Origin of the sequence: Tenacibaculum sp. IB213877, from assembly GCF_034043975.1 — a bacterium.
Lineage (GTDB): Bacteria > Bacteroidota > Bacteroidia > Flavobacteriales > Flavobacteriaceae > Polaribacter.
In genome coordinates this window covers 444,238-470,231 of the sequence record NZ_JAXCHH010000001.1, presented here as the reverse complement: position 1 = coordinate 470,231, position 25,994 = coordinate 444,238, and the positions used below count along the sequence as shown (strand labels likewise).

The window sequence follows — 25,994 nt, the reverse complement described above, 5'->3', positions numbered from 1 at the left end:
AATATTCTAAAAGTTATTTTGTATAAATTTTTTGTGAAACAATTTGGATATTAAAAAAATAATCGCATAAATTTGCATCAAACAATTACAAGAAATGATATTCATTCAATTACATCATCATCATTCTCATATTTGCACTCAAGCGAATTAAGAATGTTATGTATGTAATTAAAACCATAAAATTTAAAATCCGTTTGAGTAGATCAAACGGATTTTTTTATTCTTCTGTATAAGGATTTTCTTTCCCAAGGTTTACTCAAACATTAACAAAACAACCAAAAATGAGTAAACTAAAACTAGCAGTTCAAAAATCAGGGAGACTCAATGAAGACTCCTTACAAATTCTAAAAGCCATTGGAATTTCTATTGATAATGGTAAAGATCAATTAAAAGCCTCAGCAAGAAATTTTCCGTTAGAAGTTTTCTTTTTACGTAACGGAGATATTCCTCAGTATTTACGAGATGGAGTAGTAGATGTGGCCATAATTGGCGAGAATGTTCTGGTTGAAAAAGGAAATAACATTGAGGTTGTAGAAAAACTAGGTTTCTCAAAATGTAGAGTTTCCATAGCTGTTCCTAAAGGTTCAAAAGCTAAAGGTTTAAAAGATTTAGAAGGAAAAAAAATTGCGACTTCATACCCTAATACCGTTCAAAAGTTTTTAACCAAAGCGAATATTGAAGCCAATTTACACATCATTAATGGTTCAGTAGAAATAGCACCAAATATTGGTTTAGCAGATGCGATTTGCGATATCGTTTCAAGTGGGAGTACACTATTCAAGAATAATTTAAAGGAAATAGAAGTCTTACTAACCTCAGAAGCAGCTTTGGTAAAATCACCAAAAATATCTGCCGAAAATCAAAAGATTTTAGATAAGGTTCAATTTAGATTACAATCAGTTTTAGCAGGGAGAGAAAACAAATATGTACTGTTGAATGCTCCAAATAATAAAATTGATGATATCATAAAAATTCTTCCCGGTATTAAAAGTCCTACCATTTTACCTTTAGCTGAAGAGGGGTGGAGCTCGTTACATTCAGTTATCAATAAAAATGATTTTTGGAATATCATTGATGAGTTAAAACTTGCCGGTGCTGAAGGAATATTAGTTTGTCCAATTGAAAACATGATACAATAATGAAAACATTTATCAACCCAAATACAACAGAATGGACATCACTTTGTGAGCGTTCACAAATTGAAAAATCACAATTAAATGAAGCGGTTACTACTATTTTAACTGATGTACAACGCAATAAAGATAAAGCCTTATTAAAATATGCTCAGTTATTAGATAATGTAAGTTTAGATAGTTTGGAAGTTTCTCAAGAAGAAATAGAAAAAGCTAAAAATCAAGTTGATGAAAGTTTACAATCAGCTATTAAACTTGCCAAAAAAAATATTGAAGTTTTTCATAAATCTCAACAAGAAGAAACAAAGATTGTTGAAACCACCAAAGGTGTTGAATGTTGGCGAAAAAGTGTTGGTATTGAAAAAGTTGGTTTATATATACCTGGAGGAAGCGCTCCTTTGTTTTCAACCATTTTAATGCTAGGTGTGCCTGCACAAATTGCAGGTTGTAAGGAAGTTGTTTTGTGTACACCACCTAATAAAGAAGGAAAGATCAATCCTGCAATTTTATATACAGCAAACTTGGTAGGAATCACCAAAATTTACAAAGTTGGTGGCGCACAAGCGATTGGAGCGATGGCTTACGGAACAGAAACCATCCCACAGGTATATAAAATTTTCGGACCCGGAAATCAGTACGTAACCAAAGCCAAAGAAATGGTTCAATTACAAGGAATTGCTATTGACATGCCTGCAGGCCCAAGCGAATTGTTAGTTATTGCCGATAAAACTTCAAATCCGAGTTTTGTAGCTGCCGATTTACTGTCACAAGCGGAACATGGTCCCGATAGTCAGGTGATTTTAGCAACCGATGATCAGTTGGTTTTAAATAAAGTGTTACAAGAATTACAAAATCAATTACAAGAATTACCACGAAAAGAAATCGCTCAAAAAGCTTTAGAAAATAGTCGAGCTATTCTCTTGAATTCTATAGAAGAATGTATCAATTTTAGTAACAAATATGCACCAGAACATCTAATTATAGCTTCTGAAAAAGCAAATGATTATATAGATGAAATAACCAATGCTGGTTCAGTTTTCTTGGGAAATTATAGTTGTGAAAGCGCTGGAGATTATGCTTCAGGTACCAATCATACGTTGCCAACTTATGGGTATGCAAAAAACTACAGCGGAGTTTCATTAGACAGTTTTGTGAAAAAAATCACGTTTCAGAAATTATCAAAACAAGGAATTCAAAATATAGGAAATGCTATTGAATTGATGGCGGAAGCAGAAGGTTTACAAGCGCATAAAAATGCAGTTACAATCAGATTAAAATCACTTCAAAATGACTGATTTAAAAAACATAGTTAGAAAGAACATTTGGAATTTAGCTCCATATTCTTCGGCACGAGATGAGTTCAAAGGAACTGCGGATGTGTTTTTAGATGCAAATGAAAATCCGTATGGAGAATTAAATCGATATCCAGATCCACAGCAAAAAGCTATTAAACAAAGGCTTTCTAAGCTAAAAAATGTTAAAACAGATCAAATTTTTGTAGGAAACGGTAGCGATGAAGTAATCGATTTGGCTTTCAGAATTTTTTGTGAACCAGGAAAAGATATAGCGTTGACTTTTACTCCAACCTATGGTATGTATGAAGTGTCGGCTAATATCAATGATGTTGACCTAATTAAATTACCGTTAGTTGATGATTTTCAAATAAATACTAGTCAGTTACAAACGTATTTTAGTGATGAAAACTTAAAACTCATTTTTATTTGCTCTCCTAATAACCCGACAGGAAACAATATCAATATTCAAAATATAGAGTTTATTCTCAACAATTTTAACGGAATTGTAATTGTTGACGAAGCATATATCGATTTCAGTTCTCAAGCTTCATTCATCAATAAAATCAATACATACAACAACTTAATTGTATGTCAAACCTTTAGTAAAGCTTGGGGCTTAGCAGCGGTTAGAGTGGGAATTGCCTATGCAAATTCACAAATAATTCAACTTTTTAACAAAGTAAAACATCCTTACAACGTAGGTACTATTAATCAAAATGCAGTATTAAATGCTTTGGATAATCAAGTTGAAGTGAAGCAAAGGATTAATCAACTTATTGCGGAAAGAAAACGCTTACGAGAACGATTAACATCTATTAAAAAAGTAAACAAAGTGTATCCATCTGAGGCTAATTTTTTATTGGTAGATATTGATAATGCCACGGAAGTTTATGAGTATTTAATTCAGCAAAAAATTATTATTAGAAACCGAACTACACAGGTAAAAAACTGTATCCGAATTACTGTTGGCACACCAGAAGAAAATGAAAAACTAATCAACACTTTACAAAACCTAACATGAAGCAAAAAGTATTATTTATAGACAGAGACGGAACATTGGTAATTGAGCCACTATCTGATTATCAATTAGATAGTTTTGAGAAATTAGAGTTTTATCCACAAGTATTTCAATACTTGAGTAAAATCTCAAAAGAGCTTGATTATCAATTAGTAATGGTTACCAATCAAGATGGATTAGGAACGGATAGTTTTCCTGAAAATACTTTTTGGCCGGTGCAAAATTTTATTATGCAGTCCTTTAAAAATGAAGGTATTGAGTTTGAGGAAGTAGTAATAGATAAAACTTTTGCTGCGGATAATGCACCAACCAGAAAACCTAATACTGGCTTGTTGACTCACTATTTTTCTAAGGATTATGATTTAGAAAATTCATTGGTGATTGGAGATCGATTAACAGATATAGAATTGGCGAAAAACTTGGGAGCAAAAGGAATTTTGATTACTGCGGAAAATAGAATTGGTGATGAAGAAATTTCAGTAAAAAATGAAGAATTACAACCTTTTATTTCTTTAGAAACTACTGATTGGAAAGAAATCTATGAATTTTTAAAATTACAAGACAGAACAGCTTCTATTGAAAGAAATACCAATGAAACTCAAATAAAAATCGATTTGAATTTAGATGGTACAGGTAAAAGTTCTATAGATACAGGAATTGCTTTTTTTGATCATATGTTAGATCAAATTGCACGACACGGTCAGTTAGATCTTATTGTTCAAGTAAAAGGCGATTTAGAAGTAGATGAGCACCACACTATTGAAGATACCGCAATAGCTTTAGGAGAGGTTTTTTATAAAGCTTTGGGTAATAAATTAGGTATAGAGCGCTATGGTTTTTGTTTACCAATGGATGATTGTTTAGCGCAAGTAGCTATTGATTTTGGAGGAAGAAACTGGTTGGTTTGGGAAGCTGATTTTAAACGAGAAATGATTGGTAAAATGCCAACAGAAATGTTTTTTCACTTCTTTAAATCTTTTACCGACGGAGCAAAATGTAACTTAAATATAAAGGCAGAAGGAACTAATGAACACCATAAAATAGAAGCAGTTTTTAAAGCATTTGCTAAGGCAATAAAAGCCGCTGTTAAAAGAGATGCAGAAAAAATGATTTTACCATCAACCAAAGGAATGTTATAAATGAAGGTAGTTATTATTAAATACAATGCTGGTAATATAAAATCAGTTCAAAATGCAGTTGAAAGATTGGGTTTTGAATGCGAAATAACGGATGATATTGAGCAAATTAAAAAGGCTGATAAAGTTATTTTTCCAGGAGTTGGAGAGGCAAGTTCTGCAATGAAATACCTCAAAGAAAAAGAATTAGATGTTGTTATAAAACAACTAAAACAACCTGTTTTAGGTATTTGTTTGGGATTGCAATTGCTATGTAAATCATCTGAAGAAAATAACACCCAATGCCTTGGTATTTTTGATTCGGAAGTGAAGTTGTTCCCTCCAAAAGATAAAGTCCCACATATTGGTTGGAATGATTTTGATTACATATCTGGTAGTTTATTTAAAGGGGTAAATGCTTATAATGATGTGTATTATGTACACAGTTATTACGCACAAATTTGTAAACAAACAGTAGCCGTTTGTAATTACATTTTACCGTTTAGTGCAGCAATTCAGCAAAACAATTTTTATGCAACACAGTTTCACCCAGAAAAATCAGCAAGTGTGGGTGAGCAAATCTTAAAAAACTTTTTAGAATTATGAGAATTATACCTGCTATAGATATCATTGACGGTAAGTGTGTTCGACTTACCAAAGGAGATTTTAATACTAAAAAAGTATATAATGAAAATCCGTTAGAAGTAGCTAAACAGTTTGAAGACAACGGAATTCAATTTTTGCATTTAGTAGATTTAGATGGAGCAAAATCTAAACACATTGTAAACTACAATGTTTTAGCAGAAATAGCTTCAAAAACCAACTTAAAAATAGATTTTGGAGGTGGATTAAAATCAGATGAAGATTTAAAAATAGCTTTTGAAAGTGGAGCCAATCAAATTACCGGTGGAAGTATAGCAGTTAAAAACCCTGAAATGTTTATGAGTTGGTTGAAAAAGTATGGAACTAATAAGATCATTTTAGGAGCCGATTGTAAAGACCGAAAAATAGCAACTCAAGGTTGGCAAGAAACATCTTTTATAGATGTAATTGATTTTATTACTGATTATGAAGAAATAGGTATAAAAAACGTGATTTGTACAGATGTTGCAAAAGATGGTATGCTTCAAGGAACATCCAATACTTTATATAAAGAAATCCTCCAAAAAACAGATGTAAATCTCATTGCTAGCGGTGGCGTATCATCTTTAGAAGATTTACAAAAATTAAAAGAAATTGGTTGCGAAGGTGTTATTATTGGTAAAGCTATTTATGAAGGGAAAATAACGTTAAAACAATTGCAGAAATTATGTTAAAGAAGAGAATAATTCCTTGTTTAGATATCAAAAATGGAAGAACGGTAAAAGGCGTAAATTTTGTAGATATTATTGATGCAGGAGATCCTATAGGATTGGCAAAATCTTATGTGAAACAAGGGGCTGATGAGTTGGTGTTTTTAGATATTACAGCCACTATTGAAAACAGAAAAACTCTAATTAATTTAGTAGAAAGGATTTCCAAAGAAATTAATATTCCGTTTACGGTTGGAGGTGGAATTAATTCCGTTGATGATGTTTCTAAACTCATAAAAGCGGGAGCAGATAAAATCAGTATTAATTCATCAGCAGTAAAAAGACCTGAGTTAATTTCAGGATTAGCTAATGAGTTTGGAAGCCAGTGTATTGTTGTTGCTATTGATACCAAGTTTGTAAATGGAGAATGGAAAGTATTTGTGAAAGGAGGAAGAGAAGAAACCGCATTAAAAACAATAGATTGGGCAATAAAAGTAGAAGAACTAGGTGCAGGAGAGGTTCTGTTGACTTCTATGAATAACGACGGAACAAAAGCAGGATTTGCTTTAGATATTACAAATGAAGTTAGTAAAGAAATTAATATTCCTATTATAGCTTCTGGAGGAGCTGGAAAAGAAGAGCATTTTACAGATGTTTTCAACAAAACTGAAGCAAGTGCAGCTTTAGCAGCTAGTATTTTTCACTTTGGAGAAATTCCTATCCCAGACTTAAAAAATTATTTAAAAACACAAAATATAGCCATACGATGAATATAGATTTTTCAAAAAATAAAGACGGATTAGTTCCTGTCATCATTCAAAACTACTTCACATTACAAGTGTTGATGTTGGGGTATATGAATAAAGAAGCCTTTGAAAAAACGCAATCTGAACAAAGAGTAACTTTTTTTAGCAGAAGTAAAAACAGGCTGTGGACAAAAGGCGAGGAAAGTGGTAATTTTTTAGTTGTTAAAGATATTTTGATTGATTGTGATCAGGATACTATTCTCATTAAAGCAGATCCTAAAGGCCCAACATGTCACAAAGGAACGACTTCTTGTTTTCCAGAAGAAACTTCAAAAGGATTTGTATATGAATTAGAAAAAACCATATCAAATCGTATTGATTCTAATGCAGAAAACTCATATACAAATCAGCTTTTTAAAAAAGGGATCAATAAAGTAGCACAAAAAGTAGGAGAGGAAGCTGTAGAATTAGTTATTGAAGCAAAAGATGATGATATCGACTTATTTAAAAACGAAGCTGCGGATTTATTATACCATTATTTAATTTTACTAAAAGCGAAAGGATTTTCTTTCTCACAAATTGAAGAAGTTTTAAAAGGAAGAAGGTAACTTTACCTATATTTGTTTTGAAAATCGATAGTAGACAATGTTTGTTTGCTATCGGTTATTTTTTTAATCAACCAAACTTAAAAAACAAATTACATGAGAGAATCCAAACTCTTAATTGTTATAGCATTTTTCTCAATTTATGTAATTTGGGGATCTACTTACTTGTTGAATAAAATTGTAGTTTCTGAGGTATCACCGTTGTCATTAGCTTCAATTAGGTTTTTTATATCAGGGTCTTTAATTTTATTAATAGCCAGATTATTACAGTTTTCAATCAAAATAACCAAACAACAACTTATAAACTCTGCTGTGGCAGGATTTTTATTCTTAGTGTATGGGAATGGTGTTTTTGTTTGGGCTCTCAAGTATGTTGATAGTGGTTTTGCTGCTTTATTAGCCTCTACACAGCCTCTTTTTATTTTATTATTAATGCGATTGATTGATCGAAAAAAAATGCAAAAAAAGTCTATAATTGGAGTGGTTTTAGGCTTTGTAGGAATGTATTTATTGGTTAGTCAAAATGATATTGTTGCTTCCGAAGGAACACTATTAGGAACCTTTATGATTTTTACATGCTTGCTTAGTTGGAGTTATGGAAGTGTATTTGTAGCAAAAGCAAATTTGCATAAAAACTTTTTTGTAAGTACCGGATATCAAATGGTTATAGGTGGTGTTTTACTGTCAATTAGCTCATTATTATTTAATGAAAGTTGGTCATCTCCGTTAGAATGGTCGTCAAAAGCACAATTATCTATGGTATTATTAATACTTTTTGGAAGTATTGTAGCATTTACAGCGTTTAATTATTTGTTAAAAGTAGTTTCGCCTGAAAAAGTATCAACCAATGCGTATGTAAATCCGGTTGTAGCTTTGCTTTTAGGATGGTATTTTTTAGATGAGCAATTAACACTTCAATCTATAATTGCTTCAATTGTTTTATTATCAGGAGTTTATTTTATCACTTCTCGAAAGAGAAAAACAAACCTAACGGTACCTGAATCCGATAATTTAGGCTAGTTTAAATGCCTTTAAAACCTACTTGTAAATGAATAGTTCCATCATCGGATAAAATAGTAACCGATGCTGTTTTGTTTCCTTTGGTTTGAGGTGTAGACACTAAATTAAAGTTTAATGTTCCCGTAATTTTAGTTCCTTTACTAATTCCTTCTAAACGAAACTCATTATTAGTATCGTTATCAATTTCAGCTTCAAATATTTCGATAGGAAATTTACAGCTATTACTAATCGTACAAGCTATTTTTTTAGTTGTGTACACTTCAGCCTCAATAGGACCAATAGTACTTTGTTTTTCCACATTTAAATCTAGGCAAGAAGGAATAGGCTCATCTTTTAAGCAAGAAGAAAAGCTTAATAGAATAAGTAAATATAAAACATGAAACTTTTTCATAATAATATCATTTTATTTAGACCACCAAACTACAAAAAACTTCATCATTTCTCCGTTTGGCTTTTTTACCCAACAAAGTGGACTGTTTTCTTCAGCTAAAAATATTGAAAGTTTTGATTTGAAATCGTTATAGTTCAGCCAATGTATTTGAGTAAAAGGTTTTATTAACCAATTGTGCTTTGTGGGTATATAAAACTTACAATTTGAAAACTGTTCTAATTCTTCTTCATAAATATAAAAACCTTCAATACAGCTGTTGTTAATAAGTTCAAACTCTTTTCCGAAGTCTTGTAACGGAACAAAAAGTTGTGCCTTAAAATATACTTGTTGCTTTATTTTATCTGAAGACAACTTTAACTCATCTAAAATCGGTTTTGTTAAAGGATGGTAGAGTAGTGGAAGTTGTTTTTCTTTAAGTTTAGTTAGTTTTTCAATTAAACTATCACGCCTATTAGGACCTATCCAATGTTCAACTTCTGTGTCTCCAACCGATTCATCATATAAATAAAATTTGTAAATTATTTCTAAATGAATAGGTTTACTATCTTTTACTAATAAACAATCTATTTCACCCAACGTTATTTTTCCGTTTTGAATTTGAATGTTTTCAGCTAAAGTTTTAATTGAATTATCTTGATTTAATTGATGAAAAACAAACTGTTCAACCAGTTTTCCTAATCTAGTTTCACGTTTAATCTCTTTTATAAGTAAACTAACATGAGTACATTGTAAATCAAACTGTTGTAGATTTTCAACTATAGAACTATGCCATAAAAAAGGAGTTTGTAAAAAACCTTGATATTGGAGCTGTAACGCTTTGTTTAAAGGTATTGACACTATAATTTTTCTTCAATTGTTTTTATGATGTTTTTTGCATCATCAGCATAATCAAACCAAATAATATCCTCGTCTTTTCTAAACCAAGTTAATTGACGCTTGGCAAAACGACGTGTGTTTTTTTTGATTTCTGATACTGCAAAATCTAAATCGAACTTACCATCAAAAAAATCAAATAACTCACGATAACCTACTGTTTGTAGAGCATTAAGCTGTTTATGAGGATGTAATGTTCTGGCTTCTTCTAATAAACCATTTTCCATCATTATATCAACTCTACGATTAATTCTATCATAAATGATTTCCCTGTCAGCGTTTAGTCCAATTTTTATGATGTTAAAGTTACGAGGATCTTTGGGTTTGTTTTTAAAAGAAGAATAGGTTTTACCAGTACCAATGCAAATTTCTAATGCTCTGATAACTCTATGAGGATTATCTAATGCAATGGTTGAAAAAGTTTTAGGATCAAGTTGTTTTAATTGCAGCTGAAGATGTTCAATTCCTTTTTCTTCCAGTTGTTGTGTCAAATTTACTCGTATTTCAGGATCTACATCAGGAAAGAAATCTAATCCTTTTACAACAGCATCAACATATAATCCGCTACCACCCACCATAATTTGTATAGGATTCTTTTGAAAAAGTTCATTTAGCTTTGTTAAAGCATCTTTTTCAAAACTTCCGACGCTATATTCCTCAAAAATACTTCTGTTTTGAATAAAATGATGTGTTGCTGAGGCTAATTCGTCTTTATCAGGAACGGCGGTACCAATTGTCATTTCTTTAAAAAACTGTCTTGAATCACAAGAAATGATATTACAATGAAAATGCTGAGCTAGTTTGATACTTAATGCAGTTTTACCAATAGCAGTAGTACCTACAATAACAATTAATGTGTTCATTGTTAATTTAATTTTGTGCCACAATGGTAGCAATATTCAGCATCATCTCTATGTTTATCATAAGAACAGTTAGGACAAGATTGTGTGTTAAGGTTGACTTTATTCTTCGTCATTTCAGAGCTTACAATTCCTGTAGGTATAGCAATAATAGCATAACCAATAATTACCGTAATACTTGCTATAAATTGTCCTAATGCTGTTTGCGGAGCAATGTCTCCATATCCTACAGTTGTCAATGTTACAATAGACCAGTAAATACTTCTGGGAATGCTTGTAAAACCATTGTCTGCACCTTCAATTAGATACATAACTGTACCTAAAATAATACACACAATTAATACAAAGTATAAAAAAACACCAATTTTAGCCTTACTTGCATTGAGAGCAACCATTAATTGATTAGATTCCCCTATGAATCGAGAAAGTTTTAGAATTCTAAACACCCTTAACAATCGTAAAGCTCTAAGTGCTACCAAGCTATGTGTTCCTACAAACAGCATTGATAAATACATTGGTATAGTTGATAAAAAATCAATGATACCATAAAAGCTAAAAATGTATTTAGACGGTCTTCTTATAGATATGATCCTTACAATGTATTCTAAAGAAAAAATAATGGTAACCACCCATTCTGCAATGTATAATTGATCATGATATTTATCATCAATATCGTTTATACTTTCAAGCATTACCAGTAAAATACTGATCAATATCATTCCTAGTAAGATAATATCAAATAGTTTACCTTGACGGGTATCTGCTTCGTAAATTACTTCGTGTAAAATCTCACGCCAAGTACGATTTTTTGTCTCTAATTTTTTCAAAAAAGATAAGTTTTACACAATATTACAAATTATTTTCTACTTGAAATCGGATGATTTTTTCAACCTTATTTTTTAATAAATAATTTTTTACTATGTTTTTTGCAAGTACTTTATTTTCAATTGGGGTAAGCATATTTTTTAACACATCTAAATGATTTTCTTGATAAGCAAGATTGGTATAGGTATAACCTATAACTTCACCATTTTCAATGAGTACTATTGAGTTCTCTTCAGGAATTCTACCTTTATCAACTAAAATTAGATGATGATGACTAAAAGTTTTTTCTGATAATTTTCTTTTTCTAATTAAATTATATCTTGGTTTTAAAGCTTCTAATTCAATATAATATTTTAACCGGGTTATTAGTTGATTTCCAGTTTCTTCATAAGTTAGCATTTTTACCTTGTCGCTTATTTTCTGAGCCCTTTTTGAGCTTTTTAAAAATAATTTACTAACTTCTTTTTTTATGTTTTTGCCCCTGCCTAAATATATAACATTACCATGTTCATTATGTAGGTAAAACACACCTTCTGTTTCTGGTGCAGTATCTAAAATAGCTGTTAATTTCTTTTTATGATTTCTATTATCAATATACTTTATAGAAGCTTGAATAATTTCTTTTTCCAAATCCTTTTCTAACAACATTTTAAAAAGTTGTACAGTGGCTAATGCATCGCCCGTAGCTCTATGTCTATCAGAAAGAGGTATTCCTAAATTTCTACATAACTTACCTAGACTGTACGAAGGTTGTTCTGGAATTAGTTTTTTACTTAAATTAACGGTGCATAGAGAATTGCGCTGATAGTTATATCCTAATCTTTTATATTCTGTTTTCAAAATACGATAATCAAAAGATGAGTTATGAGCTACAATAACACATCCTTCGGTAATTTCTATGATTCGTTTAGCAACTTCATGAAACTTTGGTGCATTACGAAGCATTTTGTTGTTAATGCCTGTGAGTTTAACAACAAATTCTTGAATTTCCCTTTCAGGATTTACTAAACTTATAAATTGGTCAACTACTTGGTGTCCGTCAAATTTATAAATAGCAATTTCTGTTATGCCTTCTTCATTGAACTTCCCACCAGTAGTTTCGATATCTAAAATCGCATACATACAGACGTATCCTGAATTAAAAATTATACTAAAAAAATAGGGGAGTGATTAATTCTTTTTCTGTCGCAAAGATAATAAAATTAACTGTAAATGAGCATGGTATTTATACAATGTAATTTCTGCTACCAAAAATGGAACTGCCTATTCTAACCATAGTACTACCACAATCTATTGCTATTTGATAATCTCCGCTCATTCCCATTGATAAAACGGTTAGGTTTGAATCATTATTTCTTATCTCGTCAAAAAGATTTTTTAATGCTAAAAATTCATTTTTAAGCTGAGTTTCATTATCAGTAAAAGTAGCCATTCCCATCAGGCCAATAATATTTACATTTTTTAATTCTGATAACTCATCAGAAGCTAAAATTTCTTTAATTTCTGAAAAAGATAAACCAAATTTGGTTTCTTCTTCCGCAATATGAGCTTGTAATAAACAATTAATAATTCGGTTGTGTTTCTTTGCTTGTTTATCTATTTCTTTCAAGGTTTTAAAACTATCCACCCCGTGAATTAAATCAACAAAATGAGCCATGTATTTTACCTTATTTCTTTGTAAATGACCAATCATATGCCATTGAATATCTTTAGGTAAGACATCATATTTCTCCACCATTTCCTGAATTTTATTTTCTCCAAACACACGCTGTCCAGCATCATAAGCCTCTTGAATATCAGCTACAGGTTTGGTTTTAGAAACCGCAACTAAGGTTACGTTTTCTGGTAATTCAGATTTGATTTGGTTTATTTTTTCTTTGATTCCTTTAAACATATTAAAATTCATAAATGGTTAAGGCACTTCGTAATTTAGGTTCTATATAGGTGGTTTTTGGTGGCATCATTAAGCCATTGCCCACAATTTCTTTAATATCATTGACACTTACGGGAAGCATTCCAAAAGATACTTTAAAATCACCACTATCTACTTTGGTTTTGAGTTCTAAACCGTCCGATTTATCTTGTGAATACATGATTTTAGAGGCATTTCTAATATCATTGATACCTAAAATAGGTTTTAAAACCGTTTGATATAAGATTTCTGAATCTAATGAACTCAAAATATCGGTAAATTCATAGGCAGTTTTACGCAGATACAAGGCATAAAACTCACCATTTAAATACATTGAAAAACAATGCTTTTGTTTGGGTTTGAATAATTCTTGACCGCGTTTTTCAATGCGATAAAAAGCATCTAGTTCAATTAAAAACTCATCAGGAGTTAAACCATTTAAATCTTTAATAAATCGGTTGAACTCATAAATACTTAACTGACTTTCAGGTAGATAATAGCTCATAAAGAAATTGTAATCTTCCTCTCCGGTATGATTTGGGTTTTCTTTAGCTAAATTTTGCGCTAGCAAACATGAAGAAGTCGAACGATGATGTCCGTCAGCAATATATAAGGTATCAACTTGTTTAAAGGCATTGGTTATTTTTTGCACATCTTCTTCATCAGTAACTACCCATAACAAGTGAAAATCTTTATCTGAAGTACTGAATTCATACTCAGCTCTTTGATCTTTATATTTATTGATGATATTGGTGATTTCATCATTATCTGCATAGGTGAGGAGTACAGGTTCAGCATTGAAACCGGTGTTTTTCAAATAATTTTCAAACAACAACTCCCTTGATTGTAACGTGCCTTCGTGCTTTTTGATAACATCATTATGATAATCTTCCACCGAAGACGCAGCTATGATACCACAGAATGACTTAGTTTGTGTTGTTTTTTGATAAATATAAAAAGCAGGTTTTTCTTCTTGGGTAAAAATCCCTTCTTCTTTAAACTCTAAATATCGGTTATGCACTAATTTAAAGCGTTGTTCACCAGAAACTTCCTTTTTATGATATTTAAACCCCGGATTAATTACATGTAAAAATGTAAACGGATTGTAACTTAATTTTGCTTCTAGTTCGTTTGAAGAATAAATATCATACGATTTAGAAGAAACTAAGGCTACTTTATCTCGAGTAGGACGTACTGCTTTAAATGGTTTTACAATTGCCATAAATTGATTTTATAAGGATTTAGAATTGATCTTTAAGTAATTCTATTACCTTTTTAGCTAGCTCCATACCAATTCTTTCTTGTGCTTCAATAGTAGAAGCACCAATATGTGGCGAAAGTGATAAACTAGGATTCATTAATAATTGCACCTCAGGGTTTGGTTCATTTTCAAAAACATCCAAACCTGCAAATCTAACCTTCTCGCTATCAATAGCATTTATAAGAGCAACTTCATCAATAATTCCACCACGAGAAGCATTGATAATTCCTACACCATCTTTCATTTTATTGAATTCTGTTTCAGTAACTACATATTCTTTTTGAGTAGGAATATGGTAGGTAACAAAATCAGATTGTTGGTACAATTCGTTAATATCAGTAGAAGCTAAGGTAAAATGAAGTTTTTGACCATCAAAAAACTCTAAATCAACTGTTACCTCATCAGTAGAATCGTCTGTCATTATCACTTGCATACCTAAACCGATTGCTATTTTTGCCACAGCAATTCCAACACGTCCCATACCTACAATCCCTAAAGTTTTACCTCTTAATTCGGTTCCTAGATATAGTTTTTTAAGTGTTTTGAAATTGCTATCACCTTCTAAAGGCATTTCTCTGTTAGACTGATGTAAATTACGCACCATACCTAATAAATGCGCAAAAACTAATTCAGCAACACTTTCAGCAGACGCTTCTGGAGTGTTTACAACGTGTAAACCTTGGTCTATGGCGTATTCAACATCAATATTCTCCATTCCAACACCACCACGACCAATTAATTTTAAGCTAGGACAAGCATCAATTAATTCTTCTCTAACTTGAGTAGCACTTCTAACTAAAAGTGCATCAATATGATTGTCGTTGATATAATTTTCTAATTGGTTTTGAGCTACTTTTACATTCAATACTTCAAATCCTGATTCTTGTAAAAGGAGTTCTCCGCTTTTCGATATTCCGTCGTTTATTAATATTTTCATTTAATATAATATTGTCATTGCGAGGAGTGAAATGAAGCGGCAATCTTTTGAAAGATTACTTCTCTTTGTTCGTAATGACGTGAATTTTTAACTTGTTCTTTCTAATTCTTGCATTACATCTACTAAAGCCTGTACACTATATAAAGGTAATGCGTTGTACATACTTGCTCTATATCCCCCCACTGATCTATGCCCATGTAAACCATTGATTCGTGCTTCTTTCCACATAGCATCAAACTTCGTTTCTAAAGCTTTATCAACTAAATTAAAGGTAGCATTCATAACACTACGATCTTCTTTGGCGGCAAATCCTTTAAACAGGGGATTTCTATCAATTTCAGTATATAATAATTCTGCTTTTTGGTTGTTTACTTTTTCAATAAATTCAATTCCGCCTAGATCTTTTAGCCATTGTAGGGTCAGCATTGACACATACACAGGAAAAACAGGAGGGGTGTTAAACATACTGTCCTTTTCAATATGAACTTGATAGTTTAACATTGATGGGATTTGACGTTGTACTTTACCCAAAATTTCATCCTTCACAACTACTAAAGTTGTACCTGCAGGCCCCATGTTTTTTTGCGCTCCGGCATAAATCAAATCAAATTTTGAAAAATCTATTCTTTTCGAAAAAATATCAGAACTCATATCACATACCATCGGTACAGAAGTTTCTGGGAAACTCATCATTTGAGTTCCGTAGATAGTATTATTACTGGTGCAGTGGAAATAATCAGCATCCGCAGGAATTTCATAATTCTTTGGAATATAAGAGAAATCTTTATCCTTTGAAGAAGCTACTTCAACCAAATCACCAAACAATTTAGCTTCTTTTATGGCTTTGCTACTCCAAGTACCTGTATTTAAATAAGCCGCTTTTTTGTTTAATAAGTTGTATGCAACCATTAAAAATTGCATGCTGGCACCACCTTGTAAAAACAATGCAGAGTAGCCTTTATCTTGTAAATTAAGATGTTCTAAGGCTAAGTTACGAGCATTTTCAATTACCTCAACAAAAGGTGCGCTTCTGTGCGATATTTCAATTAATGATAAATCATTATTATTAAAATTAATAACAGCTTCTGAAGCTTTTTGCAAAACTTCTTCAGGTAAAATACAAGGTCCTGCGCTAAAATTGTGTTTTTTCATACAAGTAGTTATTTGCTATACAAAGATGCAATTTTAATAGTGTAACAATTTAAATTTTGGCTAAAAATTCTAAGGTATTTACGCTATCAGCATAATCCCACAACTGCGGATGTTGCGTTTGACCAAAAGGAATTTCATTTTCATGAAAACCGTTAGCAACAATACACTGAATTTTCTCACGATCTTCATATAATTTGATCTTCAAATTATCCAAATCATCATAATATTCATAAAAAACAGAGGCAATAGGAGAGGCGTAGCTATCATCTTCTTTAATCATTAAAAATCCGTTTTCTAAAATATCAAACTCGCTCATTAAATACACAGCCTTATTATAGTCGTAGTTGTTAGCATATTTAACATTGTTGATAATCTCTTGTTTGTTAAACATCCCTCTAAAGAAATCATCAAAATTATAATCCTTCGGAACAAATAGCTTAGAAACAGAACGACATCCTAAGCCAAAATATTGAAACACATCATTACTTAGCTTTTCAAAATCTTCAGTGGTTTCATTTCCTGTTAAAACAGCCACGGAATTTCTGTTCTTACGGATGATATTTGGTTTGTCTTTGAAATAGTATTCAAAATAACGCGCTGTATTATCACTTCCTGTGGCAATTACAGCATCAAAACCTTCTAATTTGCCTTCAGTAAAACTTATTTTCCCTTTAAAATCTTCATAAACATACTCTAAATACTTAGCTAAAAAAGGTAGTAAATGCTTATCGTTTGAAGAAAGTTTTGCCAACACAGAATGACCAGAAATTAATACCGATAAAAAATCATGAAAACCTACCAATGGAATATTTCCTGCCATAATTACGGCAACTGTTTTAGGCTTATTCTTACCTAAGTTCTCTTTAGAAACCCAATTTTTGATATTTTCTTCGGATAAAGCTTCTGACCAATTCTCACACGCAAACAATAAATTATCTTTGGTAAACCATGAGTTGTTTTCTTCTGCTATTTTTAGTTGATGTTTAAATCCGTCAAAAAACAAATCGTTATAAGGAATAGCATCTTTTTTCTGAATTGATTTTCTACTAAACTGACTTAAAAAATCTCCTAATTTTGTAAAAGCTTGTATGCGTTGTTGGATTTTGTCCATTTAAATTGGTTATAAATTATTTTGGCTCTATTTTTGCAATCGCAAAGTTACAAAACTGAAAGAGATAAATTATGGCAATTATAATAACAGATGAATGTATAAATTGTGGTGCTTGTGAACCTGAGTGCCCAAATACTGCTATATATGAAGGTGCTGAAGAGTGGAAATATTCTGATGGAACAGATTTAAGTGGAAATATTGTATTACCTAACGGGAATTCAGCGAATGCAGATGAAGATCAAGAGCCGATTTCTGACGAAATATATTACATTGTAGCAGATAAATGTACTGAGTGTAAGGGGTTTCATGAAGAACCACAATGTGCTGCTGTTTGTCCGGTAGATTGTTGTGTACCAGATGAAGATCATGTAGAAACAGAAGAAGAATTATTAGCAAAGCAAAGTTTTATGCATAACGAATAAACTTTTCTTTTAATGAAATAAAAAATCCCGAGTTTATAGCTCGGGATTTTTGTTTGTAAAAAAGTTATTTTATAATTTAAATCCTAATCTGGTAAAGAAATAAGCACCGTCTGATCCCATTTGAACAGAATCTGCTAAACCTCCTTGGTCTGTCCAACCATCAAATTGAGGAGTAGGGTATACGTTAAAAATATTATTTCCCCCAATAGTTAATTTAATTTTATCTGTAAAAGCGTAGCTTAAGCTTAAATCGGCAGTAATTTTACTCTCATATACATCTGTAGCTACAGCATATAAAGCATCTGCTTCTGCTTGGGTAGTTGCTGGAGTATCTACCCATTGAAAGTCTTGTAATTGTACTTCACTAAACTTTGTAAAGTTTAAAGAAAGATCAAATTTTTTGTAACCATAACCTAAATTCAAACCAAATTTATGATCTGGAGCTGCTGCTTTTAGATATGCTTCAGAAAAAGGGCTAAAGAATGTAAATCTATTCAAACTACCATTATGAATTTCTTTAATTTCAGTATCATTAATATTACCAACTAAACCAAGATCTAACCTATGGTTATCAAAGTTTTTCTTATAATTTAAAACAATATCTATACCTTGTGTTTTAGTATCAACTCCATTGGCAAAGAATTGTGCTGCGTCTACACCTAGGTTTAATCCAGAAGCATCAAAGTTATCAGTTAAAATAATACGATCATCTACCGTTATAGAATACGCATCTACAGTTGCTGTAAATCCATCAGCCTTAAAAGTAAAACCTAAACTAGCATTAAAAGCGGTTTCTTCTTTTAGTGGGCCTATACCAAAGGCTCTTGTTACAGTACTATTATTAGCGGATAATAATGACGGTAAAGATTCTCCATTAACAATATTTGTAAACTTTAAGTTGTAATATAATTGTGCTAAAGAAGGTGCTCTAAATCCAGAAGAAACAGATCCTCTCAATGTTAAGTTGTCCGTAGCTTTAAATCTAGAAGCCAGTTTAAAATTAAATGTACTACCAAAATCACTATAATCTTCAAAACGAAGTGCTGTGCCAACCAATAGTTTTTCTGTAAAATTAAATTCAGCATCAGCATATAACCCAACATTAGTCCTACTTCTGTCAACTTCATTGTCTGGACCATACCCAGGGAATCCCTGAGAACCTCCTGGAACAGGAATTGTTTGTCCATCATCATTTAAAACAGGATCTCCGTTTTCATCACGAAAAATAATTATATCAGATTCAGGAGTATTGTTATTTATCGGAACCCCATTAATATCATAGGTCGTATATGATGATTCTTCTCCAGCAAAAATGGTGAAGTTTTCAGTTCTATACTCTAAACCAAAAGCAAAATTCACTCCACTCATTATGTCTTCATAATATTTGCTAAAATCCAATCCGGTAGTATTTTGTGACAAACTGTGCCCTCCAGCATTAAAATCAGTTGGCGAAGCATCTTGTAACGATGCATTATTAGAATCTTTGATAAAATAATGAAATTTATTTTCTCCAAATGAGTTATTAAAATCTAATACCCAACCATTGTCTAATTTGTGTTTAACACCTGCAGAAATAGAAGCATCTGTAATGTTAGAAGTAATTCTTGGTGTAAAACCATTAGGATATAAACTAGGTACAGTTCTTTCATCTACATAAGCATCGTCTCTAGAGAAAGCATAGGCATCTGTATCTCTGTAATTTCTACCACCAAAAGCATATACTTCTGTATTGTCATTAACAGGCAAGCTAGCGTTTATCATAAAGTTAAAACCATCAACACCTGCGCTACCATATCCTTTTCTCCAAGAAAAACCTGGCCTTAAAGTTCTTTCTTTTGACAATAATTCAGTAGTGAAATTAATAAAACCTCCTTTATCATTTAATTTAGCGCCATAATTAAGATCTAATTTAGTGGTTGCTCCATCAAAGCTTTTATCTTTGCCATCTAATCTATTTTTTCCTTCAACATTCCATAGAGTTTCTCCAGTTGCATCTTCCCAACCATCACCAACAGCTGTACTATATGCTCCGTACCCTATACTACCAGAAACTCCATCTGTATCATCTTTTAAAACAATATTTATGACTCCCGCAATGGCATCAGAACCATATTGTGCTGAAGCTCCATCACGTAAAACCTCAATACGTTTGATAGCAGCAGAAGGAATTGCATTTAAGTCGGTACCTGAATTTCCTCTACCTCTTGTACCAAAAATATTTACTAAAGAAGATTGATGTCTACGTTTACCATTAATTAATACTAAAGTTTGATCAGGACCTAAACCACGAAGAGAAGCAGGTACAATATGGTCTGCACCATCGGAACCTGATTGTTTAGTTGCGTTAAAAGAAGGAGCAGCGTATTGTAAGATGTCATTTACTTCTACTTTTCCATTTTTTGCAGCTAAATCCTGTACATCAATTACATCAATGGGTACAGGTGTATCAATTATGGTACGCTTTACGTTTCTTGATCCTACAATTACAACTTCATCCAGCTGTAAGCCTTCTTTTAAAACTACATCTAAAGTAGTTTTACCATTAACAGCTACTTCTTGGGTTTCATAACCCGCAAAACTAACCACTAAGGTAGCATCTTCGGCTACTTTTAAAGAAAAAAGCCCATCAAAATCTGATGTAGTACCATTTGAAGTCCCTTTTTCAACAACATTCGCACCTGGTAAGGGGTCATTGTTGGCATCTTTAATAGTTCCTTTAACTAAAATTTGTGCACTTGCAGAATATGCACAAATAAAAATAAGAAAAGTAAGTAATAAGTTTCTTTTCATGTGTTTAATCAATTTAATTATTATCAATGTAAATGTAATTAAAATATATATAATCATACCAAAAAGCTAAAAACAATAATAATTCACTAATAAAAATGTTAAAAATTAGCTTTTATTTTTAATAAATAAAATTCAGAAACAATACATTATATTTGCACCGCTAAATTTTTATTTATGAAAGCTGGAATTGTAGGATTACCAAACGTAGGTAAATCAACGTTATTTAACTGTTTATCGAATGCCAAAGCACAGAGTGCTAATTTTCCTTTTTGTACTATTGAACCTAACTTAGGTGTGGTAAACGTACCAGACACAAGATTACAGAAGTTAGAAGAACTAGTGAATCCAGAAAGAGTATTACCAGCAACTGTAGAAATTGTTGATATTGCAGGATTAGTTCGAGGAGCTAGTAAAGGAGAAGGATTAGGCAACCAATTCTTAGCAAATATTAGAGAAACAGATGCTATTTTACACGTATTACGTTGTTTTGATAATGATAATATTGTACATGTTGATGGTTCTGTTGATCCTATTAGAGATAAAGAAACTATAGATATTGAGCTACAATTAAAAGATTTAGAAGCGGTTGAAAAACGTCTTGATAAAGTTAAGCGTGCTGCTAAAACGGGTAATAAAGAAGCTCAAAAGGAATTAGAGATTTTAGAAAGAATTCAAACGACTTTATTAAGCGGACAATCAGTTAGAACCATTGAATTTACTGAAAAAGAAGAAGAATTGGTAAAATCAATGCAATTCATTACAGCTAAACCTGTATTATATGTTTGTAATGTAGATGAATCTTCTGCAAAAGAAGGTAATGCTTATGTTGATAAAGTTCGTGAAGCAGTTGCTTCTGAAGATGCTGAAATCATTGTTTTAGCAGTGGCTACTGAGGCAGATATTACTGAATTAGAAGACTATGAAGAGCGCCAAATGTTCTTAGCAGATATAGGATTAGAAGAACCTGGAGTATCGCGTTTAATTCGTTCTGCTTATAAATTATTGAACTTACAAACCTATTTTACTGCTGGTGTTAAAGAAGTAAGAGCATGGACAATTCCTGTGGGTGCTACAGCTCCTCAAGCAGCCGGAGTAATTCACACCGACTTTGAAAAAGGATTTATTAGAGCCGAAGTAATTTCTTACAATGATTATGTAACTTTTGGTACTGAAGCTAAGGTTAAAGAAGCTGGAAAAATGCGTGTAGAAGGGAAGGAGTATGTTGTTGCTGATGGTGATGTAATGCACTTCCGTTTTAACGTTTAAGACCTAAACATAAAACAAACTTAAAGCTCCATTGAAACTTATCGATGGAGTTTTTTTGTATCTTCACTTTTCCAAAACTACTACACCATGCAACTTGAAAAATCAACACTTCAATTCTTACTTGAGCTAAAAGAAAACAATACCAGAGAATGGTTTACTGAACATAAAGCTGATTTTACCAAAGCTCAAGACAATGCCAAGGCTGTTTATGCGGCTATTCAGGTGAATTTAAATAAACATGATGAAGTAGATAAGCACAAATTATTTAGAATTTACAGAGATGTACGTTTTTCTAAAGATAAAACTCCTTATAAATCGCATTTTGGAGGTTCTTTTCATAGGAAAAAACCTGAACTGAGAGGAGGGTACTATTTGCATATTGCACCCGGTGATAGCTTTTTAGCGGGTGGTTTTTGGGAGCCAAACAAGGAAGATTTATTCAGAATTCGTAAAGAATTAGAAATGGACGCTTCTGAAATCAGAGATATTTTAAAAGACAAGGAGTTTATAAAGCATTTTGGAGGTAAGTTTGAAGGCGATGAGTTAAAAACAGCTCCCAAAGGGTTTGATAAAGATCACCCCGATATTGATTTGATTCGTAAAAAGGCCTATGTAGCTATTAAACGTTATTCTGACAAAGAAGTACTTGCTCCTGATTTTTTAGATGAAGTAGATATTGCTTTTAAAGCCTTACGTCCATTTTTCAACTTAATGAGTGATATTTTAACTACTAATTTAAACGGAGAAAGCATTTTATAAATGAATCATATATTTACTACACAACGTGTTGTTACCAGTGAGGAAATTGACCAATTAAACCATGTAAATAACGTAGTATATTTACAATGGGTACAAGATATTGCGGAGCAACATTGGGCGGAATTATCCAAAAACAATCCGCAACCAGACTATATTTGGGTGGTTATCAGGCATGAAATAGATTACTTACAGCAAGCCGTTTTAGGAGATACTATAACTTTAAAAACATGGGTTGGAGAAACCCAAGGAGTAAAATCGGTACGTCATGTAGAGATCTATAAAGATGCTGTTTTACTGGTCAAGGCACAAACTACTTGGTGTTTACTACATGCTAAAACGTTACGTCCAACCCGTATTACAGAAAGTGTTATAAACACGCTTCTTCCGCAGAAATAAAAGTATCTTTGCAACTTATTTAAAATATATATGTCAACATTTTTAGATTTAGGCGTTCGCAAAGATTTTATCAAAGGATTAAAAGAATTAGGAATTCAACATCCTACAGAAATACAAGAAAAAACTATTCCTGTTTTATTGGAAAACAAAACTGATTTTATTGGTTTAGCACAAACAGGGACAGGTAAAACAGCCGCTTTTGGCTTGCCTATATTACATCAAATCGATCCTAAAAAGGATCATGTTCAAGCGTTAATTTTATCACCTACGCGTGAGTTGGTTCAGCAAATAAAAAAGCAACTATTTAAGTTTACAAAGTATGTAGATGGTAAAATCTTTATTGAAGATGTATATGGAGGTGAAAAAATTGAGCGTCAAATTAAGAACTTACAAAGAACTACGCACATTATTGTAGCTACTCCCGGGCGTTTAATTGATTTAATTGAACGAGGAGAAGTCGACTTAAAAAACATCAAAACGTTGGTGTTAGATGAAGCTGATGAAATGCTAAGCATGGGCTTTAAATTGGATATTAACCGTATTTTAAAATATACTTCTGGCGATAGAAATACCTGGTTATTTTCGGCAACAATGCCCGAAGAAATAAAACGAATTGTAAAAACATACATGAACATTAATGCGAAGCGTGTAGAAATTAATCCGGAATCGGTGGTTAATGAAAACATTACACATTTGTACGTAAAAACCTCTTTAAAAGAGAAGACAGATGATATTATTTCATTTCTAGAAAAAAGAAGTAGCCAAAGAGGTATTATTTTCTGTAGAACAAAAGCAGGAGCACGTAAGTTAAATTCTGAATTGCAAGAGGAAGGATTCTCTGTTGATGTTTTAGAGGGAGATATGAAACAAATTGAACGCGATAAGGTAATGCGTGCTTTTAAAAATGAAAGTTTACAATATTTAATTTCTACCGATGTAGCTGCACGTGGTATTGATGTACGTGATTTGAACTTTGTAGTGCATCATCAACTACCTGAACAAATTGAATACTTTACACATCGTAGTGGTCGTACAGCCAGAGCAGGAAAAACTGGAGTTTCAATAGCATTTGTATTGCCTAATGAATTAGAAAAAATTCATCAGATTCAAAAACAACTGCATATTACTTTTACAGAAACTTCTTTATAGTTAATGAACATCATTTACGTATTAGATATTATTGGAACCTTTGCTTTTGCTATTAGTGGTACTTTGGTTGCTTCTAAAAAACAGTTTGATATTTTTGGTGTAATTATTATTGCTTTTGTTACTGCTGTGGGAGGCGGAATGTTACGCGATATTATGATCAATGCACATCCAATTAATTGGATTGGAGATTTAAATTACATCTGGACGATCTTAATAGCTGTAATTTTCACTTTTTTATTCAAAAGTAAAATTGAACCATTACGTAAAACGTTTTTTTTATTTGATACTATCGGTATTGGTGTTTTTACACTTTTAGGTTTACAAAAAGGGTTAAACTATGAATTACATCCTTTTGTAGCCTTGGTTATGGGAATGGTGTCCGCAGTTTTTGGAGGTGTAATTAGAGATGTATTAACGAGCAAAGTTCCGTTAATATTTAAAAAAGAAATTTATGCATCTGCTTGTTTAGCGGGAGGAGTTGTATATTTATTGTTATATTATTTTCAGATAAATGAAAGTATTCAATTTATTTTATCGGTTATGGTAATAGTAGTTATCAGACTGATAGCTGCAAAATACCATTTACAATTACCTAAAATAAAGGACGATTTATTCAGTAAAAACAATTAAATATGAGTCAGCTAATTTTTAAAAGCATTGATGATTTTCGTCCTATGGAAGGAAAATCGTTACCAGATGGAAAATGGTTTACTATTACACAGCAAATGATCAATGATTTTGCGAATGCAACGTTAGATAAACAATGGATTCATATTGATGAAAAAAGAGCAGAGAAGGAGTCGCCATTTAAAACCACAGTTGCTCACGGATTCATGTCTGTTTCTATGCTACCTAGGTTATTACAAGATATTTTTACTGTAAAAAGCATAAAAGTAGCTTTAAATTATGGATTAGAAAAAGTTAGATTTCCAAATCCTGTACCTGTTAACAGTCAATTGCGATTGATAAGTTCAGTTAAAAAGATTGAAAATATAGGCAACAAAGGCGTTAAAGTAACTTTTGTATGTACAGTAGAAATTAAAGGACAAGACAAACCCGCTTGTGTAGCTGAATTTATTACAGCTGTTTTTGAATAAAAAAATCACTGTCCTTAAGCAGTGTTTGAGCTTATAATAACCATCCTTTGGCTTCAGCTTTTTGACTGTACCATACCAAAAAGATTCCAATAATTAATACCATTATAGGCATAATAGCAGCACCGGGACCGTATACTTCCATCGCTTTACTAATAAATAAATTGTAAATCAATTGCACTATAATACCTAACAAAGAAATCATAAATACAGGCTTAGCAAACTTTCTTCTCAACAATAATAGAACGCTTCCTAACAACCCTCCAAATACTGCTAAAGCAAAAGCTCCCATTGCCCAAGTTGGGGTGTTGTTAATTAATTCTAAAGCTTTTTCATCATTGTACATGGCTTTAAAACTATCTGTTTTGTAGGCTTGCTGTAAATACATGTTAACACCAGTAGCATTCCAAATTAATGCCACAATACTTATTATCCAATAAGCAACTGTAGGCTTGTTTACGTTTGACATACATTTAAGTTTTAGTTAATATGAACTAAATTTAAAAAATTATTAAACGTTATTTTTTAATTCTGACGTATAATTTTTTATTTTGTTGGTAATTAAAGTTATA

Annotated in this window: 28 protein-coding genes; 16 read left to right on the top strand and 12 right to left on the bottom strand. The window is 31.8% G+C overall.

What is annotated here, in order from left to right:
* Positions 1-281 precede the first annotated feature (281 nt).
* From hisG to SLH33_RS01940, 9 genes are all read left to right on the top strand, one after another.
* Positions 282-1,139 (top strand): ATP phosphoribosyltransferase, encoded by an 858-nt coding sequence (hisG, locus tag SLH33_RS01980; protein WP_320417384.1) that lies wholly within the window; start codon positions 282-284, stop codon positions 1,137-1,139.
* Complete coding sequence (gene hisD, locus SLH33_RS01975) at positions 1,139-2,428, top strand: histidinol dehydrogenase (protein WP_320417383.1); 1,290 nt, start codon at positions 1,139-1,141, stop codon at positions 2,426-2,428. The genes hisG and hisD overlap by 1 nt, the downstream gene beginning before the upstream one ends.
* Positions 2,421-3,449: a histidinol-phosphate transaminase gene (gene hisC, locus SLH33_RS01970; protein ID WP_320417382.1), complete on the top strand. Its 1,029-nt coding sequence runs from the start codon at positions 2,421-2,423 to the stop codon at positions 3,447-3,449. Before hisD ends, hisC begins: the two co-directional genes overlap by 8 nt.
* Positions 3,446-4,585 (top strand): bifunctional histidinol-phosphatase/imidazoleglycerol-phosphate dehydratase HisB, encoded by a 1,140-nt coding sequence (gene hisB / locus SLH33_RS01965; protein WP_320417381.1) that lies wholly within the window; start codon positions 3,446-3,448, stop codon positions 4,583-4,585. Before hisC ends, hisB begins: the two co-directional genes overlap by 4 nt.
* The gene (hisH, locus tag SLH33_RS01960; protein WP_320417380.1) at positions 4,586-5,167 is read left to right on the top strand and encodes an imidazole glycerol phosphate synthase subunit HisH; all 582 of its coding nucleotides are present in this window, start codon (positions 4,586-4,588) and stop codon (positions 5,165-5,167) included.
* Positions 5,164-5,877 (top strand): 1-(5-phosphoribosyl)-5-[(5-phosphoribosylamino)methylideneamino]imidazole-4-carboxamide isomerase, encoded by a 714-nt coding sequence (gene hisA / locus SLH33_RS01955; RefSeq protein WP_320417379.1) that lies wholly within the window; start codon positions 5,164-5,166, stop codon positions 5,875-5,877. The genes hisH and hisA overlap by 4 nt, the downstream gene beginning before the upstream one ends.
* Positions 5,871-6,623 carry an imidazole glycerol phosphate synthase subunit HisF gene (gene hisF / locus SLH33_RS01950; protein WP_320417378.1) on the top strand — a complete coding sequence of 251 codons (753 nt, stop codon included), beginning with the start codon at positions 5,871-5,873 and terminating at the stop codon, positions 6,621-6,623. Before hisA ends, hisF begins: the two co-directional genes overlap by 7 nt.
* Complete coding sequence (hisIE, locus tag SLH33_RS01945) at positions 6,620-7,207, top strand: bifunctional phosphoribosyl-AMP cyclohydrolase/phosphoribosyl-ATP diphosphatase HisIE (protein ID WP_320417377.1); 588 nt, start codon at positions 6,620-6,622, stop codon at positions 7,205-7,207. Before hisF ends, hisIE begins: the two co-directional genes overlap by 4 nt.
* A gap of 93 nt (positions 7,208-7,300) precedes the next feature.
* A complete protein-coding gene (locus tag SLH33_RS01940) occupies positions 7,301-8,224 on the top strand; it encodes an EamA family transporter (RefSeq protein WP_320417376.1) in 924 nt (307 codons plus the stop codon).
* Position 8,225: 1 nt separating this feature from the next.
* Here SLH33_RS01940 and SLH33_RS01935 read toward each other — a convergent pair whose 3' ends face one another.
* From SLH33_RS01935 to SLH33_RS01890, 10 genes are all read right to left on the bottom strand, one after another.
* Complete coding sequence (locus SLH33_RS01935) at positions 8,226-8,615, bottom strand: hypothetical protein (protein WP_320417375.1); 390 nt, start codon at positions 8,613-8,615, stop codon at positions 8,226-8,228.
* Between the two features lie 12 nt (positions 8,616-8,627).
* Positions 8,628-9,452, bottom strand: coding sequence for a DUF1853 family protein (locus SLH33_RS01930; protein ID WP_320417374.1), 825 nt, complete (start codon positions 9,450-9,452; stop codon positions 8,628-8,630).
* Positions 9,452-10,351 (bottom strand): tRNA (adenosine(37)-N6)-dimethylallyltransferase MiaA, encoded by a 900-nt coding sequence (gene miaA / locus SLH33_RS01925; protein WP_320417373.1) that lies wholly within the window; start codon positions 10,349-10,351, stop codon positions 9,452-9,454. Before miaA ends, SLH33_RS01930 begins: the two co-directional genes overlap by 1 nt.
* 2 nt (positions 10,352-10,353) lie before the next feature.
* A complete protein-coding gene (locus SLH33_RS01920; RefSeq protein ID WP_320417372.1) occupies positions 10,354-11,175 on the bottom strand; it encodes an ion transporter in 822 nt (273 codons plus the stop codon).
* 22 nt (positions 11,176-11,197) lie between these two features.
* Positions 11,198-12,295 carry an exonuclease domain-containing protein gene (locus SLH33_RS01915; protein ID WP_320417371.1) on the bottom strand — a complete coding sequence of 366 codons (1,098 nt, stop codon included), beginning with the start codon at positions 12,293-12,295 and terminating at the stop codon, positions 11,198-11,200.
* Between the two features lie 103 nt (positions 12,296-12,398).
* Entirely contained in the window at positions 12,399-13,079 is a 681-nt protein-coding gene (locus SLH33_RS01910) for a YggS family pyridoxal phosphate-dependent enzyme (RefSeq protein WP_320417370.1), read from the bottom strand.
* Complete coding sequence (locus SLH33_RS01905; RefSeq protein WP_320417369.1) at positions 13,069-14,307, bottom strand: DUF1015 domain-containing protein; 1,239 nt, start codon at positions 14,305-14,307, stop codon at positions 13,069-13,071. Before SLH33_RS01905 ends, SLH33_RS01910 begins: the two co-directional genes overlap by 11 nt.
* A gap of 19 nt (positions 14,308-14,326) precedes the next feature.
* Complete coding sequence (locus SLH33_RS01900) at positions 14,327-15,283, bottom strand: D-2-hydroxyacid dehydrogenase (RefSeq protein ID WP_320417368.1); 957 nt, start codon at positions 15,281-15,283, stop codon at positions 14,327-14,329.
* An 87-nt stretch (positions 15,284-15,370) separates the two neighbouring features.
* Complete coding sequence (gene serC, locus SLH33_RS01895) at positions 15,371-16,435, bottom strand: 3-phosphoserine/phosphohydroxythreonine transaminase (protein ID WP_320417367.1); 1,065 nt, start codon at positions 16,433-16,435, stop codon at positions 15,371-15,373.
* A gap of 49 nt (positions 16,436-16,484) precedes the next feature.
* A complete protein-coding gene (locus SLH33_RS01890; RefSeq protein ID WP_320417366.1) occupies positions 16,485-17,546 on the bottom strand; it encodes an acyl-CoA reductase in 1,062 nt (353 codons plus the stop codon).
* Positions 17,547-17,617: 71 nt separating this feature from the next.
* Between SLH33_RS01890 and SLH33_RS01885 the strand changes: the two genes are divergently transcribed.
* Entirely contained in the window at positions 17,618-17,968 is a 351-nt protein-coding gene (locus SLH33_RS01885) for a 4Fe-4S dicluster domain-containing protein (RefSeq protein ID WP_320417365.1), read from the top strand.
* A gap of 69 nt (positions 17,969-18,037) precedes the next feature.
* Here the strand turns inward: SLH33_RS01885 and SLH33_RS01880 are convergent, their stop codons facing one another.
* Complete coding sequence (locus SLH33_RS01880) at positions 18,038-20,758, bottom strand: TonB-dependent receptor (protein WP_320417364.1); 2,721 nt, start codon at positions 20,756-20,758, stop codon at positions 18,038-18,040.
* A 174-nt stretch (positions 20,759-20,932) separates the two neighbouring features.
* Here SLH33_RS01880 and ychF point away from each other — a divergent pair, with 174 nt between their 5' ends.
* The 6 genes from ychF to SLH33_RS01850 all read left to right on the top strand — a co-directional run bounded on the left by ychF (position 20,933) and on the right by SLH33_RS01850 (position 25,425).
* Complete coding sequence (gene ychF, locus SLH33_RS01875) at positions 20,933-22,024, top strand: redox-regulated ATPase YchF (RefSeq protein WP_320417363.1); 1,092 nt, start codon at positions 20,933-20,935, stop codon at positions 22,022-22,024.
* An 87-nt stretch (positions 22,025-22,111) separates the two neighbouring features.
* Positions 22,112-22,783, top strand: a complete 672-nt coding sequence (locus SLH33_RS01870) for a DUF2461 domain-containing protein (protein WP_320417362.1) — start codon at positions 22,112-22,114, stop codon at positions 22,781-22,783.
* Positions 22,784-23,179 carry a thioesterase family protein gene (locus SLH33_RS01865; RefSeq protein ID WP_320417361.1) on the top strand — a complete coding sequence of 132 codons (396 nt, stop codon included), beginning with the start codon at positions 22,784-22,786 and terminating at the stop codon, positions 23,177-23,179.
* Positions 23,180-23,209: 30 nt separating this feature from the next.
* On the top strand, positions 23,210-24,328 hold the full coding sequence (locus SLH33_RS01860; RefSeq protein WP_320417360.1) for a DEAD/DEAH box helicase: 1,119 nt from the start codon (positions 23,210-23,212) through the stop codon (positions 24,326-24,328).
* A 3-nt stretch (positions 24,329-24,331) separates the two neighbouring features.
* Positions 24,332-24,958: a trimeric intracellular cation channel family protein gene (locus SLH33_RS01855; protein ID WP_320417359.1), complete on the top strand. Its 627-nt coding sequence runs from the start codon at positions 24,332-24,334 to the stop codon at positions 24,956-24,958.
* 2 nt (positions 24,959-24,960) lie between these two features.
* Positions 24,961-25,425: a MaoC family dehydratase gene (locus tag SLH33_RS01850; RefSeq protein ID WP_320417358.1), complete on the top strand. Its 465-nt coding sequence runs from the start codon at positions 24,961-24,963 to the stop codon at positions 25,423-25,425.
* A gap of 31 nt (positions 25,426-25,456) precedes the next feature.
* On the opposite strand, the gene SLH33_RS01845 is transcribed toward SLH33_RS01850, so the two are convergent.
* Positions 25,457-25,891: a hypothetical protein gene (locus SLH33_RS01845; RefSeq protein WP_320417357.1), complete on the bottom strand. Its 435-nt coding sequence runs from the start codon at positions 25,889-25,891 to the stop codon at positions 25,457-25,459.
* Positions 25,892-25,994: the final 103 nt, after the last annotated feature.